The sequence below is a fragment of the Mesorhizobium sp. M0800 genome, from assembly GCF_040320095.1.
GTDB lineage: Bacteria > Pseudomonadota > Alphaproteobacteria > Rhizobiales > Rhizobiaceae > Mesorhizobium.
On record NZ_JAMYOZ010000015.1, the window covers coordinates 40,569 to 61,100 of the forward strand.

The window sequence follows — 20,532 nt, forward strand, 5'->3', positions numbered from 1 at the left end:
CTCAGCCGATCCGGCCGAGGAAGCAGCCCAGCGGCGGCAGCGACAGAGTTCTTTCCTGCAAGACGCCGGCAGCACCGCCAAGGTCTATCGGCCCTATCGCTTGCAGATCCGGTGGCAATTGCCAGCCGGCCGGCTCGTCGGCGAAATTGAAGACACACAGCAGCTTTTCGTCACCGCCTTCGCGAATGAAAGCAAGGACGTCGCCTTCGGCATCGAGGAACCGGATCGAGCCTCGAACCAGCGCCGGATGCTGCTTGCGCAAGGCCAGCATCGCCCGGTAGCTCGCCAGGACGGAGGTTTGCTCGCCGTCCTGGACGTCGACCGCCTGGGCGCGATGGCTTGCCGGGGCCGGAAGCCACGGCTTGCCGGTCGAAAAGCCGGCATTGTCGGCGCCAGCCTCCCAGACCATCGGCGTTCGGCACCCATCCCGTCCCTTGATTGCCGGCCAGAAGCGGATGCCGAAGGGATCGCGCAAAGCCTCGAACGCCGGTTCGGCCTCCTCCAGCCCGAGTTCTTCGCCCTGGTAGAGGCAGATCGATCCGCGCAGGCAAGAAAGCAGCACGATCGAGAATTTCGCCACCCTGTCCGGATCGCCGCCCGGCCTTGTCCATCGACTGACATGGCGCACGACATCGTGGTTGGAGAACGCCCAGCAAACCCAGCCGTCGAACACCTTACTCTCGAAGGCCTCGACACAGCCACGCACATGCGACGCCGAGAATTGCGGGCCGAGCAGGTCGAACGTGTAGGACATTTGGAGCTTGTCGCCACCGCCGGTATAGGCGGCGAGTGTCTGCAAGGAACGGGTTTCGTCGCCAATCTCGCCGACAGCGACGCGGCCTTCATATTCGTCAAGCAAGGCCCGGAAGCGCCTGAGGAAAGCAAGGTTTTCCGGCTGGCTCTTGTCGAACAGATGCTCCTGATAGAGGTAGGGGCTGGTTGCCGTATTGGTGCCGGCGACGCTTTCCGCCAAAGGCGGGTTGCTGCGCAGCCAGCGGTCGTGGACGTAATAGTTGACCGTATCCAGCCGGAAACCGTCGACGCCGCGCTCGAGCCAGAACCGCACCGTTTCCAGCAAGGCGTCCTGCACTTGCGGGTTGTGGAAATTCAGGTCCGGCTGCGAGGCGAGGAAATTGTGCAGGTAATATTGCCTGCGCGTTGCGTCCCATTCCCAGGCCGGGCCGCCGAAAAGCGACAGCCAGTTGTTGGGGGCGGTGCCGTCGGGCTTCGCATCGGCCCAGACGTACCAGTCGGCCTTGGGGTTGTCGCGGCTCGTGCGGCTTTCGACGAACCATTCGTGCCGATCCGACGAGTGCGACAAGACCTGATCGATGATCACCTTCAGGCCGAGCCGGTGTGCCTCGGCAACCAGCGCGTCGAAATCCTCTGATGTGCCGAACATCGGATCGACGGCGCAGTAATCCGAAACGTCGTAGCCCATATCGGCCATTGGCGACTTGAAGAAAGGCGACAGCCAAACCGCGTCGACACCGAGCGATGCGACATGGGCCAGCCTCGAGGTGATGCCGCTGAGATCGCCGCTGCCGTCGCCTGTCGTATCCTGGAAGGAGCGCGGGTAGATCTGATAGATGACGCAGCCGCGCCACCATTCGGCATTGTCAGCCATCATGGCTCTCCCCTGCGCCCGCCCGCGCTGTCCTGCTTTCGATCATGAACAGGACCGTTCGCCCAGGCACCGGCCGCGAGATATCGCTACTATCCGGTTCGATAGCTGGGCGCCAAAGAAAACCCGCCCGTTCCGGCAGCGTGAACATGCAGGCCCGGCGGTCGCCGTTGATGATCACCGCAAGGCGACTGTTCTCACCGCTCCCGAGAACCAGGACCAGCCGGTGCCGCCTGGCATCGTGCCAGGCGGCCTCGTCGAGCGGCATGCCGGTTTCCGTCAGCCAGGCTACGTCTGGGATTTCCGAGCCCGCAGGCGGTTCTCCGGTCAGGAATGTTGTGTCCAAAAGCGCCGGCACGGCACGACGCATCTTGGCGAGCAGAACCGTGTACAGCTCCAGCGCCCGGTCGCGCCCGGCCCAGTCGAGCCAGGTGATGTCATTGTCCTGCGCGTAGGCGTTGTTGTTGCCGCGCTGCGTGCGGCCGAACTCGTCGCCGGCCGTCAGCATGATCGTGCCGCGCGAGGCAAAGAGCGTCGCCAGCAGCGCGCACTGGTCATCGAAACGGGCCGTAACGATTGACTGGTCGCCGGTCTCGCCCTCGAGGCCATTGTTCCAGGACAGGTTGTCGTCGTGGCCATCGCGGTTCTGTTCGCCATTGGCCTCATTGTGCTTGTGCTCATAGGCAGCGATATCGGCCAGCGTCATGCCGTCATGCGCGGCGATGAAGTTGATGCTGCGGCTCGTTGTCTGGCCTGGTTTGGCAAAGACATCGGACGAACCGGCAAGCCGCGTCGCCAAGGCACCGATAATGCCGCCCTCGCCGCGCCAGAAACGGCGGATATCGTCACGGCATTTGTCGTTCCATTCGAGGAAGGGCGGCGGAAAATTGCCGAGCTGATAGCCATCCGGTCCGATATCCCAAGGCTCGGCGATCAGCACCCGGTCGCCAAGAACAGGATCTTTGCGAATGGCGTTCAGCAGCGGCGCATCGGCGTCGAAAACGCCGTCGACGCGGCCGAGGATCGGCGCTAGGTCGAAGCGGAAACCGTCGACACCGGCGCGCTGGACAAAGTGACGAAGCGCGTCGAGGACCATTTCCCGGACGACCGGATGATCGCACGCAACCGTATTGCCGGTTCCGGTGTCATTGACCAGAGCGCCGTCCGGCTCGTGCCGATAATAGGCGCGGCTGTCGAGGCCGCGCAGCGACAATGTCGGGCCGAGCCGGTCGCTTTCGCCGGTGTGGTTGAACACCAGGTCGAGAATGGTGCCGATGCCGGCCTCGCGCAGCGCGGCGACCGTTCCGCGCAACTCGGCCAGACCGCCGGGCGCCAGTCGCGGATCGAGCGCCATGAAGGTCACGGGATTATAACCCCAGGCGTTGCGCAGACCGAGCGGCGGTAAATGCCGTTCGTCGATCGATGCAGTCACCGGCATCAACTCAATGGCTGCCACGCCGAGTTTTTGCAGATGCTCGACAACGAGGGGGTGAGCGAGCGCTCCAATGGTGCCGCGTTGCTTCTCGGGAATGTCCTTATGCAGCTTTGTGAACGCGCGTACCGGCACCTCGTAGATGAGGCCGCCGGACCGAAACAGAGGCGGCAAGGCAGGCAAGGGTTCCGGCAAGGCGCCGGCGATGGCTTTCGGCATCAGCGGCGCCGTGTCGGCCCCCTCGCCCCGGCGCGCGGCTAGCCGGCCGTCATAGGCATAGGGCCTGTCGATCTCGACGGCATAGGGATCGGCCAGCAGCTTGTCGGGATCGAACCAGAAACCGTGTTCCGGCGCGTAGTCGCCATCGGCACGGAACCCGTATCGGGTGCCGGCGGCGAGACCGGCAACAAAAAGTGCGTGGACGCCCTCGCCTTCCGACTGGAGTTCCAGCCGGTCGATTTCGCGGTTGCCGCGCGCGTCGAAGATCGAGACCCAGATGCGCCGAGCCGACGAGGACCATGCGGCGAAGCGGATGCCGCCCTCCCCGGCAAGCCCGCCAAATCGCGGACGATAGCCGGCGGATAGTCCCGACGACATCAGGTGATGACGCTCGGCTTGGCGCGGCCGGTATGGCTGCGAATCCCGGCAATGTCGTCGGCCGCCACGATCAGATCGGCAAGCGCCTCCTGGGTGTCGAGATCGTGACGGTTCTTGTCCGGCTCGTAGCGCTCGACATAAAGCCGCAGCGTCGCGCCCGAGGTGCCGGTGCCGGACAGGCGGAAGACGACGCGTGAGCCGCCTTCGAACAACACCCTGATGCCCTGGTTCTTGCTGACCGAGCCGTCGACCGGATCGTGATAGGCGAAATCATCGGCGCTGGCGATCATCATGCCGCGCATGCTGGTGCCAGGCAGCGAGCCGAGCTTGGCGCGCAGCTCGTCGACAAGCGCGTTGGCACGATCGGTCTCGACCTCCTCGTAGTCGTGGCGCGAATAATAGTTACGGCCATAGGCCGCCCAATGCTGGGTGACGATCTGCTTGGCGCTTTCGCCGCGCACGGCAAGGATGTTGAGCCATAAAAGCACAGCCCACAGACCGTCCTTTTCGCGGACATGGTTGGAGCCGGTCCCCGCACTCTCCTCGCCGCAGATCGTTGCCATGCCGGCATCGAGCAGATTGCCGAAAAATTTCCAGCCGGTCGGCGTCTCGTAGATGCCGATGCCGAGCTTTTCGGCGACCCGGTCGGCAGCACCGCTGGTCGGCATCGAGCGGGCGATGCCTTTCAGCCCGGCCTTGTAGCCCGGCGCCAGATGGGCGTTGGCGGCGAGCATCGCCACCGAATCAGACGGGGTGATGAAAATCCCCTTGCCGATGATCAGGTTGCGGTCGCCGTCGCCATCCGAGGCGGCGCCAAAGTCTGGCGCATCCGGCCCCATCATCTCGTCGTAGAGGTGTTTTGCATGCACCAGATTGGGATCGGGATGATGGCCGCCGAAATCCGGCAGCGGAATGAAATTGCGGGCGGTGCCGTTGGGCGCGCCGAGCCGGTTTTCGAGGATCTCCTTGGCGTAGGGGCCGGTCACCGCATGCATGGCGTCGAAGCGCATGCGGAAGCCCGACTTGAACAGTGCCCGCAATGCGTCGAAATCGAACAGGCTTTCCATCAGTTCGGCATAGTCGGCGACAGGATCGATGATTTCGACGGTCATGTCCCCCGTCTTGACCGTGCCGATCGTGTCGATGTCGACCTGCCCGATATCGGCGATCTTGAAGCTTGAAATCGCCTTGGTTTTTTCGAAGATCGCGTCGGTCAGCTTTTCCGGCGCCGGGCCGCCATTGCCGGCATTGTACTTGATGCCGAAATCCTCATGCGGACCACCCGGATTGTGGCTGGCCGACAGGATGATGCCGCCAAAGGTCTTGTATTTGCGGATGACATGCGAAGCGGCCGGCGTCGACAAGATGCCGCCCTGCCCGACCATCACCTTGCCGAAGCCGTTTGCCGCGGCCATGGCGATGGCCTTCTGGATGACCTCGCGGTTATAGAAGCGGCCGTCGCCGCCGATCACCAGGGTTTTGCCCTCGAATCCGTCCAGCGCGTCGAAGATCGACTGGATGAAGTTCTCGGCATAGTGCTCCTGCTGGAACACCGGGACTTTCTTGCGCAGCCCGGAGGTGCCGGGCTTCTGGTCGGGATAGGGTTTGGTGGCGACGGTGCGGATCATCAGTCAGGCAGCCCTTTTCGAAAGCAGCAAGCGATAGAGTTGGACATATTTTTCGGCGCTTTTGTCCCACGAAACGTCGGCCTTCATGCCTTGCCGCTGCATCGACGTCCACACTGCGGGATTGGCATGCGCCTCGACAAGGCGGCGGACGGCGTGCAGCAAGGCGCCGGCATTGGCGGGCGCAAACTGGAAACCGGTCGCAACGCCGGCAGAGATGGCGGCTTCGTTGGCATCGATGATCGTGTCGGCAAGGCCCCCGGTGCGCGCGACCACCGGCACGCAGCCATAGCGCAGGCCGTAAAGCTGCGTCAGCCCGCAAGGCTCGAAGCGCGATGGGATCACAATGGCGTCGCAGCCGCCCTGCATGGTGTGGGAGAGCCCCTCGTCATAGCCGACGACGACGCCGATGCGACCGCGATTGCGGGCTGCGGCGGCAAGCAATGCGCCTTCGAGCCCGGCATCGCCGGAGCCGAGGATCGCCAGCCGCGCACCTCTTGCAACGATGCCGTCGACGGCCGCCGCCAATATGTCCATGCCCTTTTGCCAGGTCAAACGGCTGATGACGCAGACGATCGGGCTGTCATCGCGATCGAGGCTGAAGCGGTCCTCGACCGCGGCCTTGTTGGGCATTCGCGCCTTAAGCGTCTTTGCCGTGTAGTTGGAGACCAGATGCTTGTCGGTTTCCGGGTTCCATATCTCGGTATCGATGCCGTTGACGATGCCATGGAGATCGACGGAGCGCATGTTGATCAGGCCGTCGAGGCCCATGCCGAATTCAGGCAAGCGGATTTCCTGCGCATAGGTCGGGCTGACCGTGGTGATCGCCCAGGCGGCCTGCAGGCCGGCCTTGAGGAAGCCGACGCCGCCGTAATATTCGACGCCGTCGAGCGCCATCGCCGCTGCCGGCAGGCCAAGCTCGCCAAAAATGCCGGCGCCGAACTGACCCTGGAAGGCGAGGTTGTGCACGGTGATCATCGACGGCGTGCCGACCGCCTTGCCGTAGCGCATGTAGGCGAGCGTCATTGCCGACTGCCAGTCATGGGCATGGACGATATCGGGCAGGTAGCCCGAGATGGAGCCCCCGGCGATGTCACCGCCTACCTGGCTCAAGGCAGCGAACCGCCGCCAATTGTCCGGCCAGTCGGCGCCGGCCGCGTTGCCGTATGGACCGCCGGGGCGGTCGAAAAGATGCGGCGCGTCGAGCACGAACAGGTCGAGGCCGGCGATCTGGACGGCGTGCACCGACGCCTTGCCGCCCTGCAGCAGCGGATATTGCTGAACCGCCTTCTTTTTCTTGAAGGCGCCCATCACCTGCGGGTAGCCGGGGACGAGCGTGCGCATGGTGACGCCCTTGCCGGCCAATGCCATGGGCAAGGCGCCGGTTACGTCGGCGAGCCCTCCGGTCTTGACCAGCGGAAAGATCTCGGGCGCCACCGACAGAACCTGCATGCACTACGATCCCAGCCTGTTGATCATGTCCTGCGTCACCAGGCAGATGCCTTTTTCCGAAACGCGGAAACGCTTGGCGTCGAGGACAGGATCCTCGCCGACCACCAGCCCCTCTGGAATCCTGACGCCGTGATCGATGACTACGCGCTTCAGCCTGGCGTTGCGGCCGACATGGACGTCGGGCAGCATGACGACCTCCTCCAGCGTCGAATAGGAATTGATGCGCGCGCCGGTGAAGATCAGGCTTCGCTTCAGCGAAGCGCCCGAAACGATGCAATCGCCCGACACGAGAGACGACACAGCCGACCCGCGGCGGCCATCCTCGTCATGCACGAACTTTGCCGGCGGCTTCAACTCGGCGTAAGTCCAGATCGGCCAGTCGCGGTCGTAGAGGTCGAGTTCCGGCGTGATGTCGGTCAGGTCGATATTGGCTTCCCAATAAGCATCGACCGTGCCGACGTCGCGCCAATAGGCCTCGTTCTCGGCGGTCGAGCGCACGCAGGATTTGGCGAAGCGATGGGCGATCGCCTTTCCGTGCTCGACGATGTAGGGGATGATGTCCTTGCCGAAGTCGCGGCTCGAGCCGGGCTCCGCCGCATCGCGACGCAATTGCTCCATCAGGAACTTGGTCTTGAACACATAGATGCCCATCGAGGCCAGCGCGTAATCCGGTTTGTCGGGAATGCCGGGCGGATCGGCGGGCTTTTCGATGAAGGAGATGATGGTGTCCTTGGGATCGACATGCATGACGCCGAAGCCGGTGGCTTCCATCCGCGGCACTTCGAGGCAGCCGACGGTGACGTCGGCGCCGGCCTCGACATGCTGGCGCAGCATCATTTCGTAGTCCATTTTGTAGATGTGGTCGCCGGCCAGGATGACCATGTATTCCGGCCCGTAGGCCTCGATGATGTCGATGTTCTGGTACACGGCGTCGGCGGTGCCCTCGTACCATTGCGTTTCCGACACACGCTGGCTGGCCGGCAGGATATCGAAACTCTCGTTGCGCTCGGGCCGCAGGAAGTTCCAACCGCGCTGCAGGTGGCGGATCAGCGAATGCGCCTTGTACTGGGTGGCGACGCCGAGGCGGCGGATACCGGAATTGAGCGCATTGGACAGCGCGAAATCGATGATGCGGGTCTTGCCGCCGAAATAGACCGCCGGCTTGGCGCGGCGGTCGGTCAGTTCCTTGAGCCGGCTGCCACGGCCGCCGGCCAGCACATAAGCCATGGCGTCGCGTGCCAGCGGCTGTGTTCGTTTTATTTCAGCCATTCCTATCCTCCCAGGTTAGATGCTCCAGACATAGCTCAGTCCGGGACGAATTCGAGCATGATCGTCGACAGCGGCGGCAAAAGCATCGTCGCCGAAATGCCTCCTCCTTCCGCCTGAGCCTCGACGCCGCCGCTATTGCCCTTGCCGGAACCGCCATAATCCGTGGCATCGGTGTTGATGATCTCGCGCCATTTTCCGGCGTGCGGCAACGGCACGCGGTAATTGTCGCGCGGCACTGGCGTGAAGTTGGAAATGACGGCGACCGGGTTGCCGCCCGGCGCGCTGCGCAGCCAGGCAAATACTGAGTTCGCGCTGTCGTCGACGATCAGCCAGGAAAAGCCCTCCGGCTCGCAGTCGCGGGCATGCAGCGCGGGGCGCGAGCGGTAGAGATAGTTGAGATCGCGCACCGTCTGCCAGACGCCGCGGTGGAGCCGGAAATCGAGCAGGTTCCAGTCGAGCGCGCGCCCCTCGCTCCACTCGCGGCGCTGTGCGAACTCCTGGCCCATGAACAACAGCTTCTTGCCGGGATAACCCCACATGAACGCGTAATAGGCGCGCAGCGTCGCGAATTTCTGCCAGTCGTCGCCGGCCATCTTGTTGAGCAGCGTGCCCTTGCCGTGCACCACTTCGTCATGGGACAGCGGCAGCACGAAATTCTCGCTGAAGGCGTAGACCAGACCGAAGGTGATGTCGTTGTGGTGATGCTTGCGGAAGATCGGCTCCTTGGAGAAATACTCCAAAGTGTCATGCATGAAGCCCATGTTCCACTTGAAACCGAAGCCCAGTCCGCCTTCATGCACCGGCTGCGAGACTTTCGGCCACGAGGTCGATTCCTCGGCGATGGTCATCACACCTGGATGGTGGCCGTAGACCTCCTTATTCATACGCTGCAGGAAGCTGACCGCTTCGAGGTTCTCCCGCCCGCCCTTCTCGTTGGGAATCCATTCACCGGCCTTGCGAGAATAATCGAGATAAAGCATCGAGGCGACCGCATCGACGCGCAGTCCGTCGACGTGATATTTCTCGGCCCAGAACAGCGCATTGTTGACCAGGAACGAAATCACTTCGCGGCGCCCAAAATTATAGATCGCGGTGTTCCAGTCGGGATGGAAGCCCTTGCGCGGATCGGCATGTTCGTAGAGCGCGGTACCGTCGAACTTTGCCAGACCGTGTTCGTCAACCGGGAAATGCGCCGGCACCCAGTCGAGGATGACGCCGATGCCTGCACGGTGGGCGCCGTCGACGAAGCGGGCAAAACCGTCCGGATCGCCAAAGCGGGCAGTCGGCGCATAGAGACCCGTCGTCTGGTAGCCCCAGGACGGGTCATAAGGGTGTTCGGAGATCGGCATGAATTCGATGTGGGTAAAACCGGTCTCGACCACGTAAGGGATCAGCCTGTCGGCGAGCTCATCCCACGACAGGAAGCTGCCGTCGTCGTGAAGCCGCCATGACCCGGCATGGACCTCGTAGATCGATACGGCTTCGCGCCTGTGGTCGGCATTGCGCCAGTAGTTCCGGTGCGCCTCGTCACCCCATTCATGCGCCGGCGGCAGTGCCGTCACCGAGGCGGTGGCCGGGCGCAGTTCGGACTTGAAGGCGAACGGATCGGCTTTGAGCGGCAATCTCACGCCATCCGGCCCGATGATTTCATATTTATATGGGCGGCCAGCGCCGATGTCGGGAATGAACAGCTCCCAGATGCCGGTGTCGCGGCGGACGCGCATGGTATGCCTGCGGCCGTCCCAGTCGTTGAAGTCGCCGACCACCGAGACGCGCCTTGCATTGGGCGCCCACACCGCAAAATGCACACCCGATGCACCTTCATGGTCGATGAGATGGGCGCCGAGCTTGTCGAACAGCCTGAGATGCGACCCTTCGGCGATGTAATAATCGTCCATCGGGCCGAGCACGGGACCGAAGGAATATGGATCGGTCAGCCACCAGTCACCGCCGGAATTCCTGGCGTGATAGCGCAGCGGCTGGCGTTTGCGCAGCGACAGTTTGCCTTCGAAGAAACCGCGGTCGTCGCGTCTCGACAGCTCGCCGGCCTTCTTGCCGGTCAGCGTATAGGCGGTGACGAACTCGGCATGAGGGACGAAGCAGCGGGCGACAAAGCCCTTTCCCGCCTCATGCACGCCAAGCACGGCAAACGGATCGCCGTGCGTGCCGGCGACAATCGCCGCGACATCGCCGGCTGGCGCCAGTCCGTCCGGCCCGCTTGTCGCAACGGTCGCGCGCGGCTTGCTCATCAGGCAGTGACCCTCCCCGGGCACCAAGTGTATGTTTCTAGTGGAGTTTTGAATTCGACATTCGCATGCCGCCTTACCCTCCAAGGGATGCGAGGGTCAAATCACTCCACTAGGGCCACATTGTTCCTGGTCTCATGCAATCACATCAGGCGGGCACGTGCCAGATGTCTTTCGCATATTGGCGGATCGTGCGGTCGGACGAGAACCAGCCGACGCGCGCGACATTGCGGATGGCTCTGGCATACCAGTCCGGGCTGTTGCGCCAGACGGTATCGACGTCGCGCTGGGTGGCGGCGTAGGCATCGAAATCCGCGGCGACCATGAACCAGTCGCTCTGGTAAAGACCGTTGATCAGGTCGCGATAACGGTCCGGATCGTCAGGTGAAAAGACTCCGGATGAAACCGCGGCCAGCGCCTGCGCCAATTCAGGCGATCCCTCGATCACAGCGCGCGGATCGTAACCATTGTTGCGTCGCTCGGCGACCTCATCGGTGGTCAGGCCGAAGATGAAGATATTGTCGTCGCCCACGCATTCCTTGATCTCGACATTGGCGCCGTCGAGCGTGCCGATGGTCAGCGCGCCGTTCAGCGCGAATTTCATGTTGCCGGTGCCGGATGCTTCCATGCCGGCGGTCGATATCTGCTCCGAAAGATCGGCGGCCGGCATCATGATCTCGGCCAGGCTGACATTGTAGTTCGGCACGAATACCACTTTCAGCAAGCCGCGCACCGCCGGGTCGCGGTTGATGACCCGGGCGACGTCATTGGCAAGTTTGATGATCAGCTTGGCGTTGTGATAGCTGGGCGCCGCCTTGCCGCCGAAGAATTTGACGCGAGGCATCCAGTCGCGCTCCGGATGCGAGCGGATCTGGTCGTAAAGCGCGACCGCTTCGAGAATGTTCAAGAGCTGGCGCTTGTATTCGTGGATGCGCTTGACCTGGATGTCGAACAGCGCCGATGGGTCGACCTTGATGCCGAGCCGGTCGGCAACGAGCTTGGCAAGCCTCGCCTTGTTCGCCCGTTTGACGGCGGCGAACTTGTCGCGGAAGGCGGCGTCCTCAGCGAAAGGATCAAGCCGCTTTATCTCGTCGATGTCGTCGAGGAAGCCGTCGCCAATCGCCTCTCGGGTGAGTGCAGTGAGGCCGGGATTGCACTGTATCAGCCAGCGCCGCGGTGTGATCCCGTTGGTCTTGTTGTTGATGCGATCCGGGTAGAGCCTGTGGAGGTCGGCAAACACCGTCTCCTTCATCAATTCGGTATGCAGTGCCGACACGCCGTTGATCGAGTGCGAGCCGACAAAGGCCAGATTGCCCATACGCACGCGGCGATCGCCATTTTCCTGGATCAGCGAGATGCGGCTGATCTGCTCGTCCGAGAACTGGTCGGAGGCGCGCGCCTCGAGCAGCACCTCGGCGTTGATGGCGTAGACGATCTGCATGTGGCGCGGCAACAGCCGCTCGAATAGCGGCACGGGCCAGCTTTCCAGCGCTTCGGGAAGCAGCGTGTGGTTGGTGTAGCCGAAGGTGCGCTTGGTGATGCTCCAGGCCTGGTCGAAATCCATGCCGTGGACATCCATCAACAAGCGCATCAACTCGGGGACGGCGATGGCCGGATGGGTGTCGTTGAGATGGATCGCCGCCTTGTCGGGCAGCGATTGCAGGTCGCCATACTGGCTGAGATGACGCTGGACGATGTCCTGCAGCGAGGCGGTGGAGAAGAAATACTCCTGCCTGAGCCGCAGCTCCTGGCCGGCCTTGTGGGAATCGGCCGGGTAAAGGACGCGCGACAACGCATCGGCCTTGTTGCTTTCGGCGAGCGCGCCGATGTGATCGCCGGCGTTGAACTTGTCGAGCAGGATCGGGTCGACCGGCATGCCGGACCACAGACGCAGCGTGTTGACGCGGTTGGCCCGCCAGCCGACAACCGGCGTATCATAGGCGACTGCCAGAACATGTTCGGTCGGCTTCCAGACGTGGCGCTCGAGCCGGCCGTCGTTCGACGTGACCGATTCCACCGAGCCGCCGAAGCCGACCTCGAAGGAGCGTTCGCGGCGCTCGAACTCCCAGGGATTGCCGTGATCGAGCCATGTCTCGGGCAGCTCCACCTGCCAGCCGTCATGGATCTCCTGCCGAAACATGCCGTTGGCGTAGCGGATGCCGTAGCCATGCGCGGGGATATTGACGGTCGCCATGCTTTCCATGAAGCAGGCGGCGAGCCGGCCAAGACCGCCATTGCCAAGGGCAGCGTCCGGTTCGAGCGTAGCAATGATGTCGAGGTCGACGCCAAGCGACGACAGCGCCTCGCGCATATTGTCCATCAGGCCGAGATTGGAGAAGGCATCGCGCATCAGGCGGCCGATGAGGAATTCCAGTGACAGGTAGTAGACGCGCTTTTCCTGCTGGGCGTAGGCCTCTTGGGTCGCCTGCATCCAGTGATCGACTATGCGGTCGCGTACAACCTTGATCGAGGCGGTGAGCCAATCGTACTGGGTTGCAACGTTGGTGCCCTTGCCGACCCTGTATTTGAGGGCTTGCAAGACTTCCTCGGCGAGCGTCTTGGGATCCGGGTTTTTGAGCGTGGGCAGAGGAGCTTCGGTTGTCATCGCGCGCGTCATGCTGCCTCTCGTGACGTTGCCAGGATCATGCGGCTTTCACCATCTCTGCCAATGCTAGTGCATCCCACCGGATGTTCAATCGATTCGGGTGATCGCAAGCCGGGTTGCCCTGCGGCAATTTGGCATTTGGAAACAGCGCGTTTGGGCCCCTCGGCGATGGGCCTCAAGTTCTTGCTCAAGCCGCCAGCGCCGCTTCCGGCGGCACCTTGGCGCCAGTCATGAAGGCGACGGCGTCTGACATCGTATACTGCTTCGGATCGATGACACACAGGCGACGGCCGAGCCGGTGAATGTGGATGCGGTCGGCCACCTCGAAGACATGCGGCATATTGTGTGAAATCAGCACGATAGGCAGGCCTCGGCGTTTGACGTCGAGTATGAGTTCGAGCACGCGGCGGCTCTCCTTGACGCCGAGCGCGGCCGTCGGCTCATCCATGATGACCATCTTCGAGCCGAAGGCGGCGGCACGCGCCACCGCCACGCCTTGGCGCTGGCCGCCGGAGAGCGTTTCCACCGCCTGGCTGATGTTCTGGATCGTCATCAGGCCAAGTTCGGTGAGCTTGTCGCGGGCACGCTTTTCCATCGCCGGACGGTCGAGCATGCGCAGCCATTCGCCGAGGAACCCGGGCTTGCGGATCTCGCGGCCGAGGAACATGTTGTCGGCGATCGACAGCGCCGGCGACAGCGCCAGGTTCTGGTAGACGGTCTCGATGCCGGCCTCGCGCGCCTCCATCGGCGATTTGAAGGCAATAGGCTTGCCTTCAAGCCGTATCTCACCTTCGTCGGGGGTGACCGCTCCGGAAATGGCTTTGATAAGCGACGACTTGCCGGCGCCGTTGTCGCCAATGACAGCAAGGATTTCGCCCGGATAGAGGTCGAAGTCTGCGCTGTCGAGAGCGGTGACGCGGCCGTAGCGCTTGACCAGGCTGCGCGCGGTAAGGATCGGTTCGTGAATCTGGTTCATGCCGAGATCTTCCTGATCCACTGGTCGATACCAACAGCGATGATGATAAGGGCGCCGACGGACAATTGCGTCCATTGCGGATCTGTCCCCCAAAGCCTGAGGCCGAGCGCGAACACGCCGACGATCAGCGCACCGAAGATGGTCCCGAGGATGGAGCCGCGGCCGCCGAACAGCGAAGTGCCGCCGATCACCACGGCGGTAATCGAATTGATGTTCTCGAACTGCCCGGCCTGCGGCGAGACCGATCCGATGCGTCCGATCAGGGCCCAGCCGGCGATGGCGCAAATGATACCAGTCAGCGTGTAGACCGCGACCAGCATCCGGCTGACCCGCACACCCGACAGCTCCGCGGCCTCCGGGTCGTCTCCGACCGCATAGACATGCCGGCCCCACGCGGTGTGATTGAGCACGTACCAGGCAATTGCCGCCATGATCAGCACCAACAGCACGCCATAGGTGAAGACGGCGCCCCCGATCCTGAACGATCCGCCGAAAAACTGCAGCAGCGGCGCCGTCGTCTCGAGATCCTGGCTGCGGATGGTCTCGTTACCGGAATAGATGAAGTTGATGGCAGCGTAGATCGACCAGGTGCCGAGCGTCACGATGAAGGGCGGCAGTTTCACCCAGGCGATGAGAATGCCGTTGATCAAGCCGCAAATCGCGCCGACAAGCAGCCCGACGGCAACGGCCACCGGCGCTGGAACACCGTAATGCATGGCAAACTGGCCCATGACGACCGAGCTCAGCACCATGATGGCACCGACGGACAGGTCGATGCCGGCGGTGAGCACCACCAGTGTCTGCGCGATGCCGACCATGCCGGTTATCGCCACCTGCTGGAGGATCAGGGTGAGGGTGAAAGGAGAAAAGAAGCGTCCGCCGACAACGACTGCGAACAGAGCCACCGAGATGATCAGGATGATCAGCGGCACCATGGCAGGGCTTTTGTGCAAGCGGTGCTGGATGCTCTCCAGCGTCGAGCGGGAATGCGTCTCGAATGAAGCGACGCTGGTGTCGCTAGTGGCCAGGACCGTCTCGAATTCCTGCGGTCCCTTGCTCCTGGTTGTTTCGACGCTCAAGTCGACCTCCCGCCTGTGATGTGGAGCGGCCGAAACCGCTCCACATTCTCTATTGTTCTTTTGAAGTTGAGCCGATCAGGGGATCAAATCAACCCCAGCACTTGCTGAGGCCTTGCTTCGTGTCGATGGATTCGATGCCGGCGGCAGGCTTGTCGGTGATCAGCGTCACGCCGGTGTTGTAGAAGTTCAGACCGGGCGACGGCTCAGGCTTCTTGCCGCTGTCGGCAAAGGTCTTGATCGCCTCGATGCCGAGCGAGGCCATGAGCAGTGGATATTGCTGTGAAGTGGCGCCGATCACGCCCTCGGCAACGTTCTTGACACCCGGGCAGCCGCCATCGACCGAGACAATCAGGACGTCCTTCTCCTTGCCGACGGCCTTCAGCGCCTGGTAGGCGCCCGCGGCCGCGGGTTCATTGATGGTGTAGACGACGTTGATATCCGGATCCTTCTGCAGGCAGTTCTCCATGGCAGTGTGCCCGCCATCCTCATTGCCGCTCGACAGATCGTGACAGACATTGCGTGCGTCGGTTTCGTCGCCGATCTTGTTGGGGTCGCCGAGGTCGATGCCGAAGCCCTTCATGAAGCCTTGATCACGCTGCACGTCGACGGAGGGCTGGCTGGCGATAAGATCCATGTAGGCGATGTGCGCGTCCTTGGCCTTGTCGCCCAAGGTGGCCTTTGCCCAGGAGCCGATAAGCTCGCCGGCCTTGAAATTGTCGGTCGCAAACGTCGCATCGGCGGCGTCGGCAGGCTCGAGCTGGGTGTCCAGAGCGATCACCAGCACCCCTGCATCACGCGCCTTCTTCACCGCCGGCACGATGGCCGCAGTGTCGGTGGCGGTGATCAAAATACCCTTGGCGCCGTCGGCGATGCAGGATTCGATCGCCGCAACCTGGCCCTCATTGTCACCTTCCGCCTTGCCGGCGTAGGCCTTCAGATCGACACCAATTTCCTTGGCTTTCGCGGCGGCACCTTCCTTCATCTTGACGAAGAAGGGATTGGTGTCGGTCTTGGTGATCAAGCAGGCGCCGACCCCGGCGGCCGATGCCGTCGATGCAAACGCCATCAAGCTCAGTCCGGCCGCGGCAAACACGGTGGATTTCAACAGTTTTGACGTGGTCACGATTTTCCTCCCATGGAACCATTTAGGACGCCGGCCAACCGGCATCTGCAGCGCGTCCGACGAAATCTCCCAGTGTCGACGCCGATCTCAAGAGACACCAGTCCGCCAGCACTGTCAATAATTAAATCACTCTTATTTATTATTGACATCGCAGGATTGTTCACCCACTCTAGACCAAAAGCATTGAGGGGAAAACGACGGGAGGAACAGGGGTGGAGACCGGCGTTACGAGGCACGGTTCGCCCGATGCGGCCGAAAGCCGTCTGCACCGCGGCACCAATCAAAGCGGCATGCGGGACCACAATGAGCGGCTGGTGCTGTCGCTGGTGCGTCAGCACGGCAGCCTGGCCAAATCCGATATTGCGCGCATGACGGGCCTTTCGGCGCAGACAGTGTCCGTCATCATGCGCGAGCTGGAGGAGGACGACCTGCTCGTCCGCCAGGCGCCGTTGCGCGGCAAGATCGGCCAGCCCTCGATACCCATGGCGCTCAATCCCGACGGCGCCTATTTCATCGGCCTGAAGATCGGCCGCCGCAGCGCCGAGCTGGTGCTGATCGATTTCCTCGGCAATGTGCGCTCGATGCTGCAGCATTCATACCGCTATCCGGCGCCGCGCGAGACGGTGGAATTCGTCACGAGCGGCATGAAGAAGATGCGCAGCGAACTCACCCCTGCGCAGGACAAACGCATCGCCGGGCTTGGCATCGCCATGCCGTTCGAATTGTGGAACTGGGCCGATACCGCCGGCGCGCCGCGTGAAATCATGGACGAATGGCGCCATCGCGACATCCGCGCCGACATCCAGGCGCAATGCGAATTTCCAGTCTATCTGCAGAACGACGCCACCTCGGCCTGCGGCGCCGAGCTCGTGTTCGGCCAGGCGGCGGGTGCGGCACGCGATTTCGTCTACTTCTATATCGGCGCCTTTGCCGGCGGCGGCATCGTGCTGAACGGCCGGCTGTTTGGCGGCCCGACCGGCAATGCCGGCGCGCTGGGCTCAATGCCAGTGCCCGGGCCGGACGGCAAGCCGACGCAGTTGATCGACGTGGCGTCGATCGCCATGCTGGAAAAGGCGCTCAACGCGCGCGGCATCGAGGCCTCGCATCTGTGGACATCACCGGGGGACTGGGGCGAGATCGGCGCCGAGCTTGACGACTGGATCGCCAGCGCCTCGCAGGCGCTTGCCTATGCCATCGTTTCGGCCTCCTCCGTCATTGATTTCGAAGCCGCGGTGATCGACGGATGGATGCCGCTTGCCGTGCGCAGGCGGCTTGTCGATGCCGTTATCCAAGCCATCGGCCGGATCGACGGCGAAGGCCTGAGGCTGCCGGCCGTTCGCGAGGGAACCGTCGGCATCCATGCGCGGGCGCTGGGTGGCGCCAGCCTGCCGCTGTCGGAGCGCTTCCTCATCGGCTCGACCACGATTTCCCGGAGCTTCTGAGCATGCTGATCGGCATCCCGGCGCTGCTCGGCCCCGAGCTTCTGGCGATATTGCGCGCCATGGGCCATGGCGACGAGATCGCCTTGGTCGACGGCAACTACCCGGCCGAGCAGCAGGCACAGCGGCTGATCCGCGCCGACGGTCATCATCTCGTCCCCGTGCTCGATGCGGTATTGAGCGTATTGCCGGTCGACGATGCCGTGCCGCACGCGCTGTTTCGCGCCTCGGCCAAAGGCGATCCCCTGCTCGCCGATCCGGTTCACCATGAGATGGAAGCGATCTGCGCCAGGCGTGCGCCGGGCCGCAAGGTGGTTGCGCTTGCCGGTGCCGACTTCTATGCACGGGTCAAGGCCGCGCACGCGATCGTCGCGACGAGCGAGCCGCGGCTTTATGCCAACATCATCATTCGCAAGGGCGTGATCTATCCGCCGGAAAGCAAGACTTCATGATCCTCTGCTGTGGCGAAGCCCTGATCGACATGCTGCCGCGCACCACAACCGAGGGCGAGCCGGCCTTTGCCCCCTATGTCGGCGGTGCCGTCTTCAACACGGCAATTGCGCTCGGCCGGCTCGGCGCGCCGGCCGGCTTCTTCTCCGGCCTGTCGTCGGATCTGTTCGGCGGGCAGTTCAGGGAGGCGCTGGGGGCCAGCAAGGTCAGTTCCACCTATGCGCACACCTCGCCGCGGCCGACCACGCTCGCCTTCGTGCGGCTCACCAACGGCCAGGCGACCTATACATTCTATGACGAGAACACCGCCGGACGCATGCTGACCATCGAGGACCTGCCGGAACTCGGCAGCGAGATCGAGGCCATGCTGTTCGGCGCCATCAGCCTGATCTCGGAGCCGGCCGGATCGGCCTATGAGGAGTTCATGCGGCGCGAGCATGAGCGCCGCGTGATGATGCTCGACCCCAACATCCGGCCGAACTTCATTCCGGACAAGGCCAAGCACCTCAGGCGCATCCGCAACATGATGGCGATGGCCGACATCGTGAAACTGTCGGACGAGGATCTGAACTGGTTCGGCGAAGCCCGCTCGCATGAGGACGTAGTCCGGAACTGGCTGGACCGCGGTCCGAAGCTGATCGTCGTCACCCATGGTAGCGAGGGCGCGGTCGGTTACAGCAGCCAGCACCGGGTCACCGTCGTGCCGGACAAGGTCGAGGTGGTCGATACGGTCGGCGCCGGCGACACATTCAATGCCGGCATTCTTGCCTCCTTGCACGAACAGGGTCTGCTCTCGAAGACGGCAATCGCCAGTTTGCCGGAAGACGCCATCCAAAAGGCGCTGACGCTCGGCGCCAAGGCCGCGGCGGTGACGGTATCGCGGGCCGGCGCCAACCCGCCATGGCGGCATGAACTCGCTTGACCGGCTGGCAACAGCCTCGCGGACCGCTTGCCGGCGATCACTTTATGTTTCGCCCAGCCAGTGGGGCGGGATACAAAGGCCACATCAAGCATGCCGAAGCCCGGATTTCCTCGCGTTTAAGAGGGCAGATCGGAAACCAGAGGTAACAGGCTGCGACACTTGAGCAATTCAGGGTTTTGCCCTGCGGCTTTCTCGGCCGTGCCAAGTCTGCTACCAGCGGCCGGTTATCTGGCTAAAACCGTTTGAGGCCGACATGCAGTTCATCGATCTTGGCGCGCAGCGCGAACGCATCCGCGACAGGCTGAAAGCGGCAATCGACCGCGTCGTCGACGAAGGCCGCTATATTCTCGGACCTCAGGTCACCGAATTCGAAAACAAGCTCGCCGCCTATATCGGCACCAAGCATGTGGTCGCTTGCGCCAACGGCACCGATGCGCTGCTGCTGCCGCTGTTTGCCGCCGGCATCGGCCCGGGCGACGCGGTGTTCGTGCCGAGCTTCACCTTCGCCGCCACGGCCGAAGTGGTGGCGCTGACCAAGGCCGAACCGGTGTTCGTCGACGTCGATGCCGACAGCTACAATATCGACATCGCCAGCCTCGAGGCGGCGATCGCCATGATCAAGGCGGAGGGCCGGCTGAGGCCGAAGGCAATCATTCCCGTCGACCTGTTCGGCCTCGCCGCCGATTACGAGGCGATCATGGCCATCGCCGATCGCGAAGGCCTAATGGTCATCGAGGATGCGGCGCAGGCGACCGGCGGCTCGGCTGACGGCAAGATGTGCGGCTCGTTCGGCAGCGTCGGCTCAACCAGCTTCTATCCGGCAAAACCGCTCGGCTGCTACGGCGATGGCGGTGCGATGTTCACCAATGACGATGCGCTGGCCGAACAGCTGCGCTCGTTCGCCTTTCACGGAAAGGGCGAAACGCAATACGACAATGTCCGCGTCGGCATCAATTCACGGCTCGACACCCTTCAGGCGGCGATCCTGATAGAGAAGCTGGCCATCTTCGAGGACGAGATGGTGGCGCGGCAAGCGGTCGCCAATCGCTATGCCGAAGGTCTCGGCGATATCGTCAAGGCGGCGCGCAATCTGGGCGGCGGCCGCTCGGCCTGGGCGCAATACGCCATCGAAACGCCGAAACGCGACGGGCTCAAGGCACATCTCGGTGAAAAGGGCATTCCGTCGGTCATCTACTATGTGAAACCGCTGCACAGCCAGATTGCCTATCGCGATTATCCGCGCACGCCGACCGGCCTTGCCGTTTCGGAAGAGCTGCCGAAGCGCATCCTGTGCCTGCCGATGCATCCCTATCTGAGCGAGGCTGACCAGGACCGGATCATCGAAACGATCCGTAACTATATCGGCTCGAATTCGGCGCATGTAGCGGCGGCATAAATTCGAAAGTTTCGAAGCGTGGTCGCGGAATACATCGACGAGTTCATCATGTTCTGCGCCGGGTTGTGGATGGCTGGCGTCGGCTTCGGATTTCTCGCAGACCCGTTCCAAGCTCGCCCCGGCCAGCAGCAAGCATGGTGGACTAACTTTGGGGTTCACTTCAAATGGATGGGACCGCTGTTGATCATCATCGCGATAGTGCTCGCGTTCGCGGCACCTTCCTAGACTCGCGTCCGACGGCAGCTCGGCACGGTCGGCATCGTTGATCAACAACCGCCGATTCAAGCTTTGCGCGTC

General features: G+C 62.9%; 15 protein-coding genes. 5 read left to right on the plus strand and 10 right to left on the minus strand.

Features of this window, described 5'->3' with window-relative positions:
• Nucleotide 1: 1 nt before the first annotated feature.
• The 10 genes from bglA to NKI18_RS18625 all read right to left on the minus strand — a co-directional run bounded on the left by bglA (nucleotide 2) and on the right by NKI18_RS18625 (nucleotide 16,010).
• Nucleotides 2–1,630, minus strand: coding sequence for a beta-galactosidase BglA (bglA, locus tag NKI18_RS18580; RefSeq protein ID WP_353020225.1), 1,629 nt, complete (start codon nucleotides 1,628–1,630; stop codon nucleotides 2–4).
• The gene (glgX, locus tag NKI18_RS18585) at nucleotides 1,620–3,653 is read right to left on the minus strand and encodes a glycogen debranching protein GlgX (RefSeq protein ID WP_352618596.1); all 2,034 of its coding nucleotides are present in this window, start codon (nucleotides 3,651–3,653) and stop codon (nucleotides 1,620–1,622) included. The genes bglA and glgX overlap by 11 nt, the downstream gene beginning before the upstream one ends.
• On the minus strand, nucleotides 3,653–5,281 hold the full coding sequence (locus NKI18_RS18590; protein ID WP_352618599.1) for an alpha-D-glucose phosphate-specific phosphoglucomutase: 1,629 nt from the start codon (nucleotides 5,279–5,281) through the stop codon (nucleotides 3,653–3,655). Before NKI18_RS18590 ends, glgX begins: the two co-directional genes overlap by 1 nt.
• Before the next feature lie 3 nt (nucleotides 5,282–5,284).
• Complete coding sequence (gene glgA / locus NKI18_RS18595) at nucleotides 5,285–6,730, minus strand: glycogen synthase GlgA (RefSeq protein WP_352618600.1); 1,446 nt, start codon at nucleotides 6,728–6,730, stop codon at nucleotides 5,285–5,287.
• A gap of 3 nt (nucleotides 6,731–6,733) precedes the next feature.
• A complete protein-coding gene (gene glgC / locus NKI18_RS18600) occupies nucleotides 6,734–7,999 on the minus strand; it encodes a glucose-1-phosphate adenylyltransferase (protein ID WP_352618603.1) in 1,266 nt (421 codons plus the stop codon).
• 35 nt (nucleotides 8,000–8,034) lie between these two features.
• The gene (glgB, locus tag NKI18_RS18605; protein WP_352618606.1) at nucleotides 8,035–10,248 is read right to left on the minus strand and encodes a 1,4-alpha-glucan branching protein GlgB; all 2,214 of its coding nucleotides are present in this window, start codon (nucleotides 10,246–10,248) and stop codon (nucleotides 8,035–8,037) included.
• A 145-nt stretch (nucleotides 10,249–10,393) separates the two neighbouring features.
• Nucleotides 10,394–12,862 (minus strand): glycogen/starch/alpha-glucan phosphorylase, encoded by a 2,469-nt coding sequence (locus tag NKI18_RS18610; RefSeq protein ID WP_352618608.1) that lies wholly within the window; start codon nucleotides 12,860–12,862, stop codon nucleotides 10,394–10,396.
• A 175-nt stretch (nucleotides 12,863–13,037) separates the two neighbouring features.
• Nucleotides 13,038–13,826: an ATP-binding cassette domain-containing protein gene (locus NKI18_RS18615; RefSeq protein ID WP_352618611.1), complete on the minus strand. Its 789-nt coding sequence runs from the start codon at nucleotides 13,824–13,826 to the stop codon at nucleotides 13,038–13,040.
• Complete coding sequence (locus tag NKI18_RS18620; protein WP_023679302.1) at nucleotides 13,823–14,905, minus strand: ABC transporter permease; 1,083 nt, start codon at nucleotides 14,903–14,905, stop codon at nucleotides 13,823–13,825. The genes NKI18_RS18615 and NKI18_RS18620 overlap by 4 nt, the downstream gene beginning before the upstream one ends.
• Nucleotides 14,906–14,993: 88 nt before the next feature.
• Nucleotides 14,994–16,010 carry a sugar ABC transporter substrate-binding protein gene (locus NKI18_RS18625; protein WP_352449223.1) on the minus strand — a complete coding sequence of 339 codons (1,017 nt, stop codon included), beginning with the start codon at nucleotides 16,008–16,010 and terminating at the stop codon, nucleotides 14,994–14,996.
• A gap of 230 nt (nucleotides 16,011–16,240) precedes the next feature.
• Here NKI18_RS18625 and NKI18_RS18630 point away from each other — a divergent pair, with 230 nt between their 5' ends.
• The 5 genes from NKI18_RS18630 (at nucleotide 16,241) to NKI18_RS18650 (ending at nucleotide 20,460) form a co-directional block, all read left to right on the plus strand.
• Nucleotides 16,241–17,470, plus strand: coding sequence for an ROK family transcriptional regulator (locus NKI18_RS18630; RefSeq protein WP_352618614.1), 1,230 nt, complete (start codon nucleotides 16,241–16,243; stop codon nucleotides 17,468–17,470).
• A 2-nt stretch (nucleotides 17,471–17,472) separates the two neighbouring features.
• Nucleotides 17,473–17,919 carry an RbsD/FucU family protein gene (locus tag NKI18_RS18635; RefSeq protein ID WP_352618617.1) on the plus strand — a complete coding sequence of 149 codons (447 nt, stop codon included), beginning with the start codon at nucleotides 17,473–17,475 and terminating at the stop codon, nucleotides 17,917–17,919.
• Nucleotides 17,916–18,839: a carbohydrate kinase family protein gene (locus tag NKI18_RS18640; RefSeq protein WP_353020229.1), complete on the plus strand. Its 924-nt coding sequence runs from the start codon at nucleotides 17,916–17,918 to the stop codon at nucleotides 18,837–18,839. Before NKI18_RS18635 ends, NKI18_RS18640 begins: the two co-directional genes overlap by 4 nt.
• A 253-nt stretch (nucleotides 18,840–19,092) precedes the next feature.
• Complete coding sequence (locus NKI18_RS18645; protein WP_352618623.1) at nucleotides 19,093–20,235, plus strand: DegT/DnrJ/EryC1/StrS family aminotransferase; 1,143 nt, start codon at nucleotides 19,093–19,095, stop codon at nucleotides 20,233–20,235.
• 18 nt (nucleotides 20,236–20,253) lie between these two features.
• Nucleotides 20,254–20,460 carry a hypothetical protein gene (locus tag NKI18_RS18650; RefSeq protein WP_352618626.1) on the plus strand — a complete coding sequence of 69 codons (207 nt, stop codon included), beginning with the start codon at nucleotides 20,254–20,256 and terminating at the stop codon, nucleotides 20,458–20,460.
• The last annotated feature ends 72 nt before the right edge of the window (nucleotides 20,461–20,532 follow it).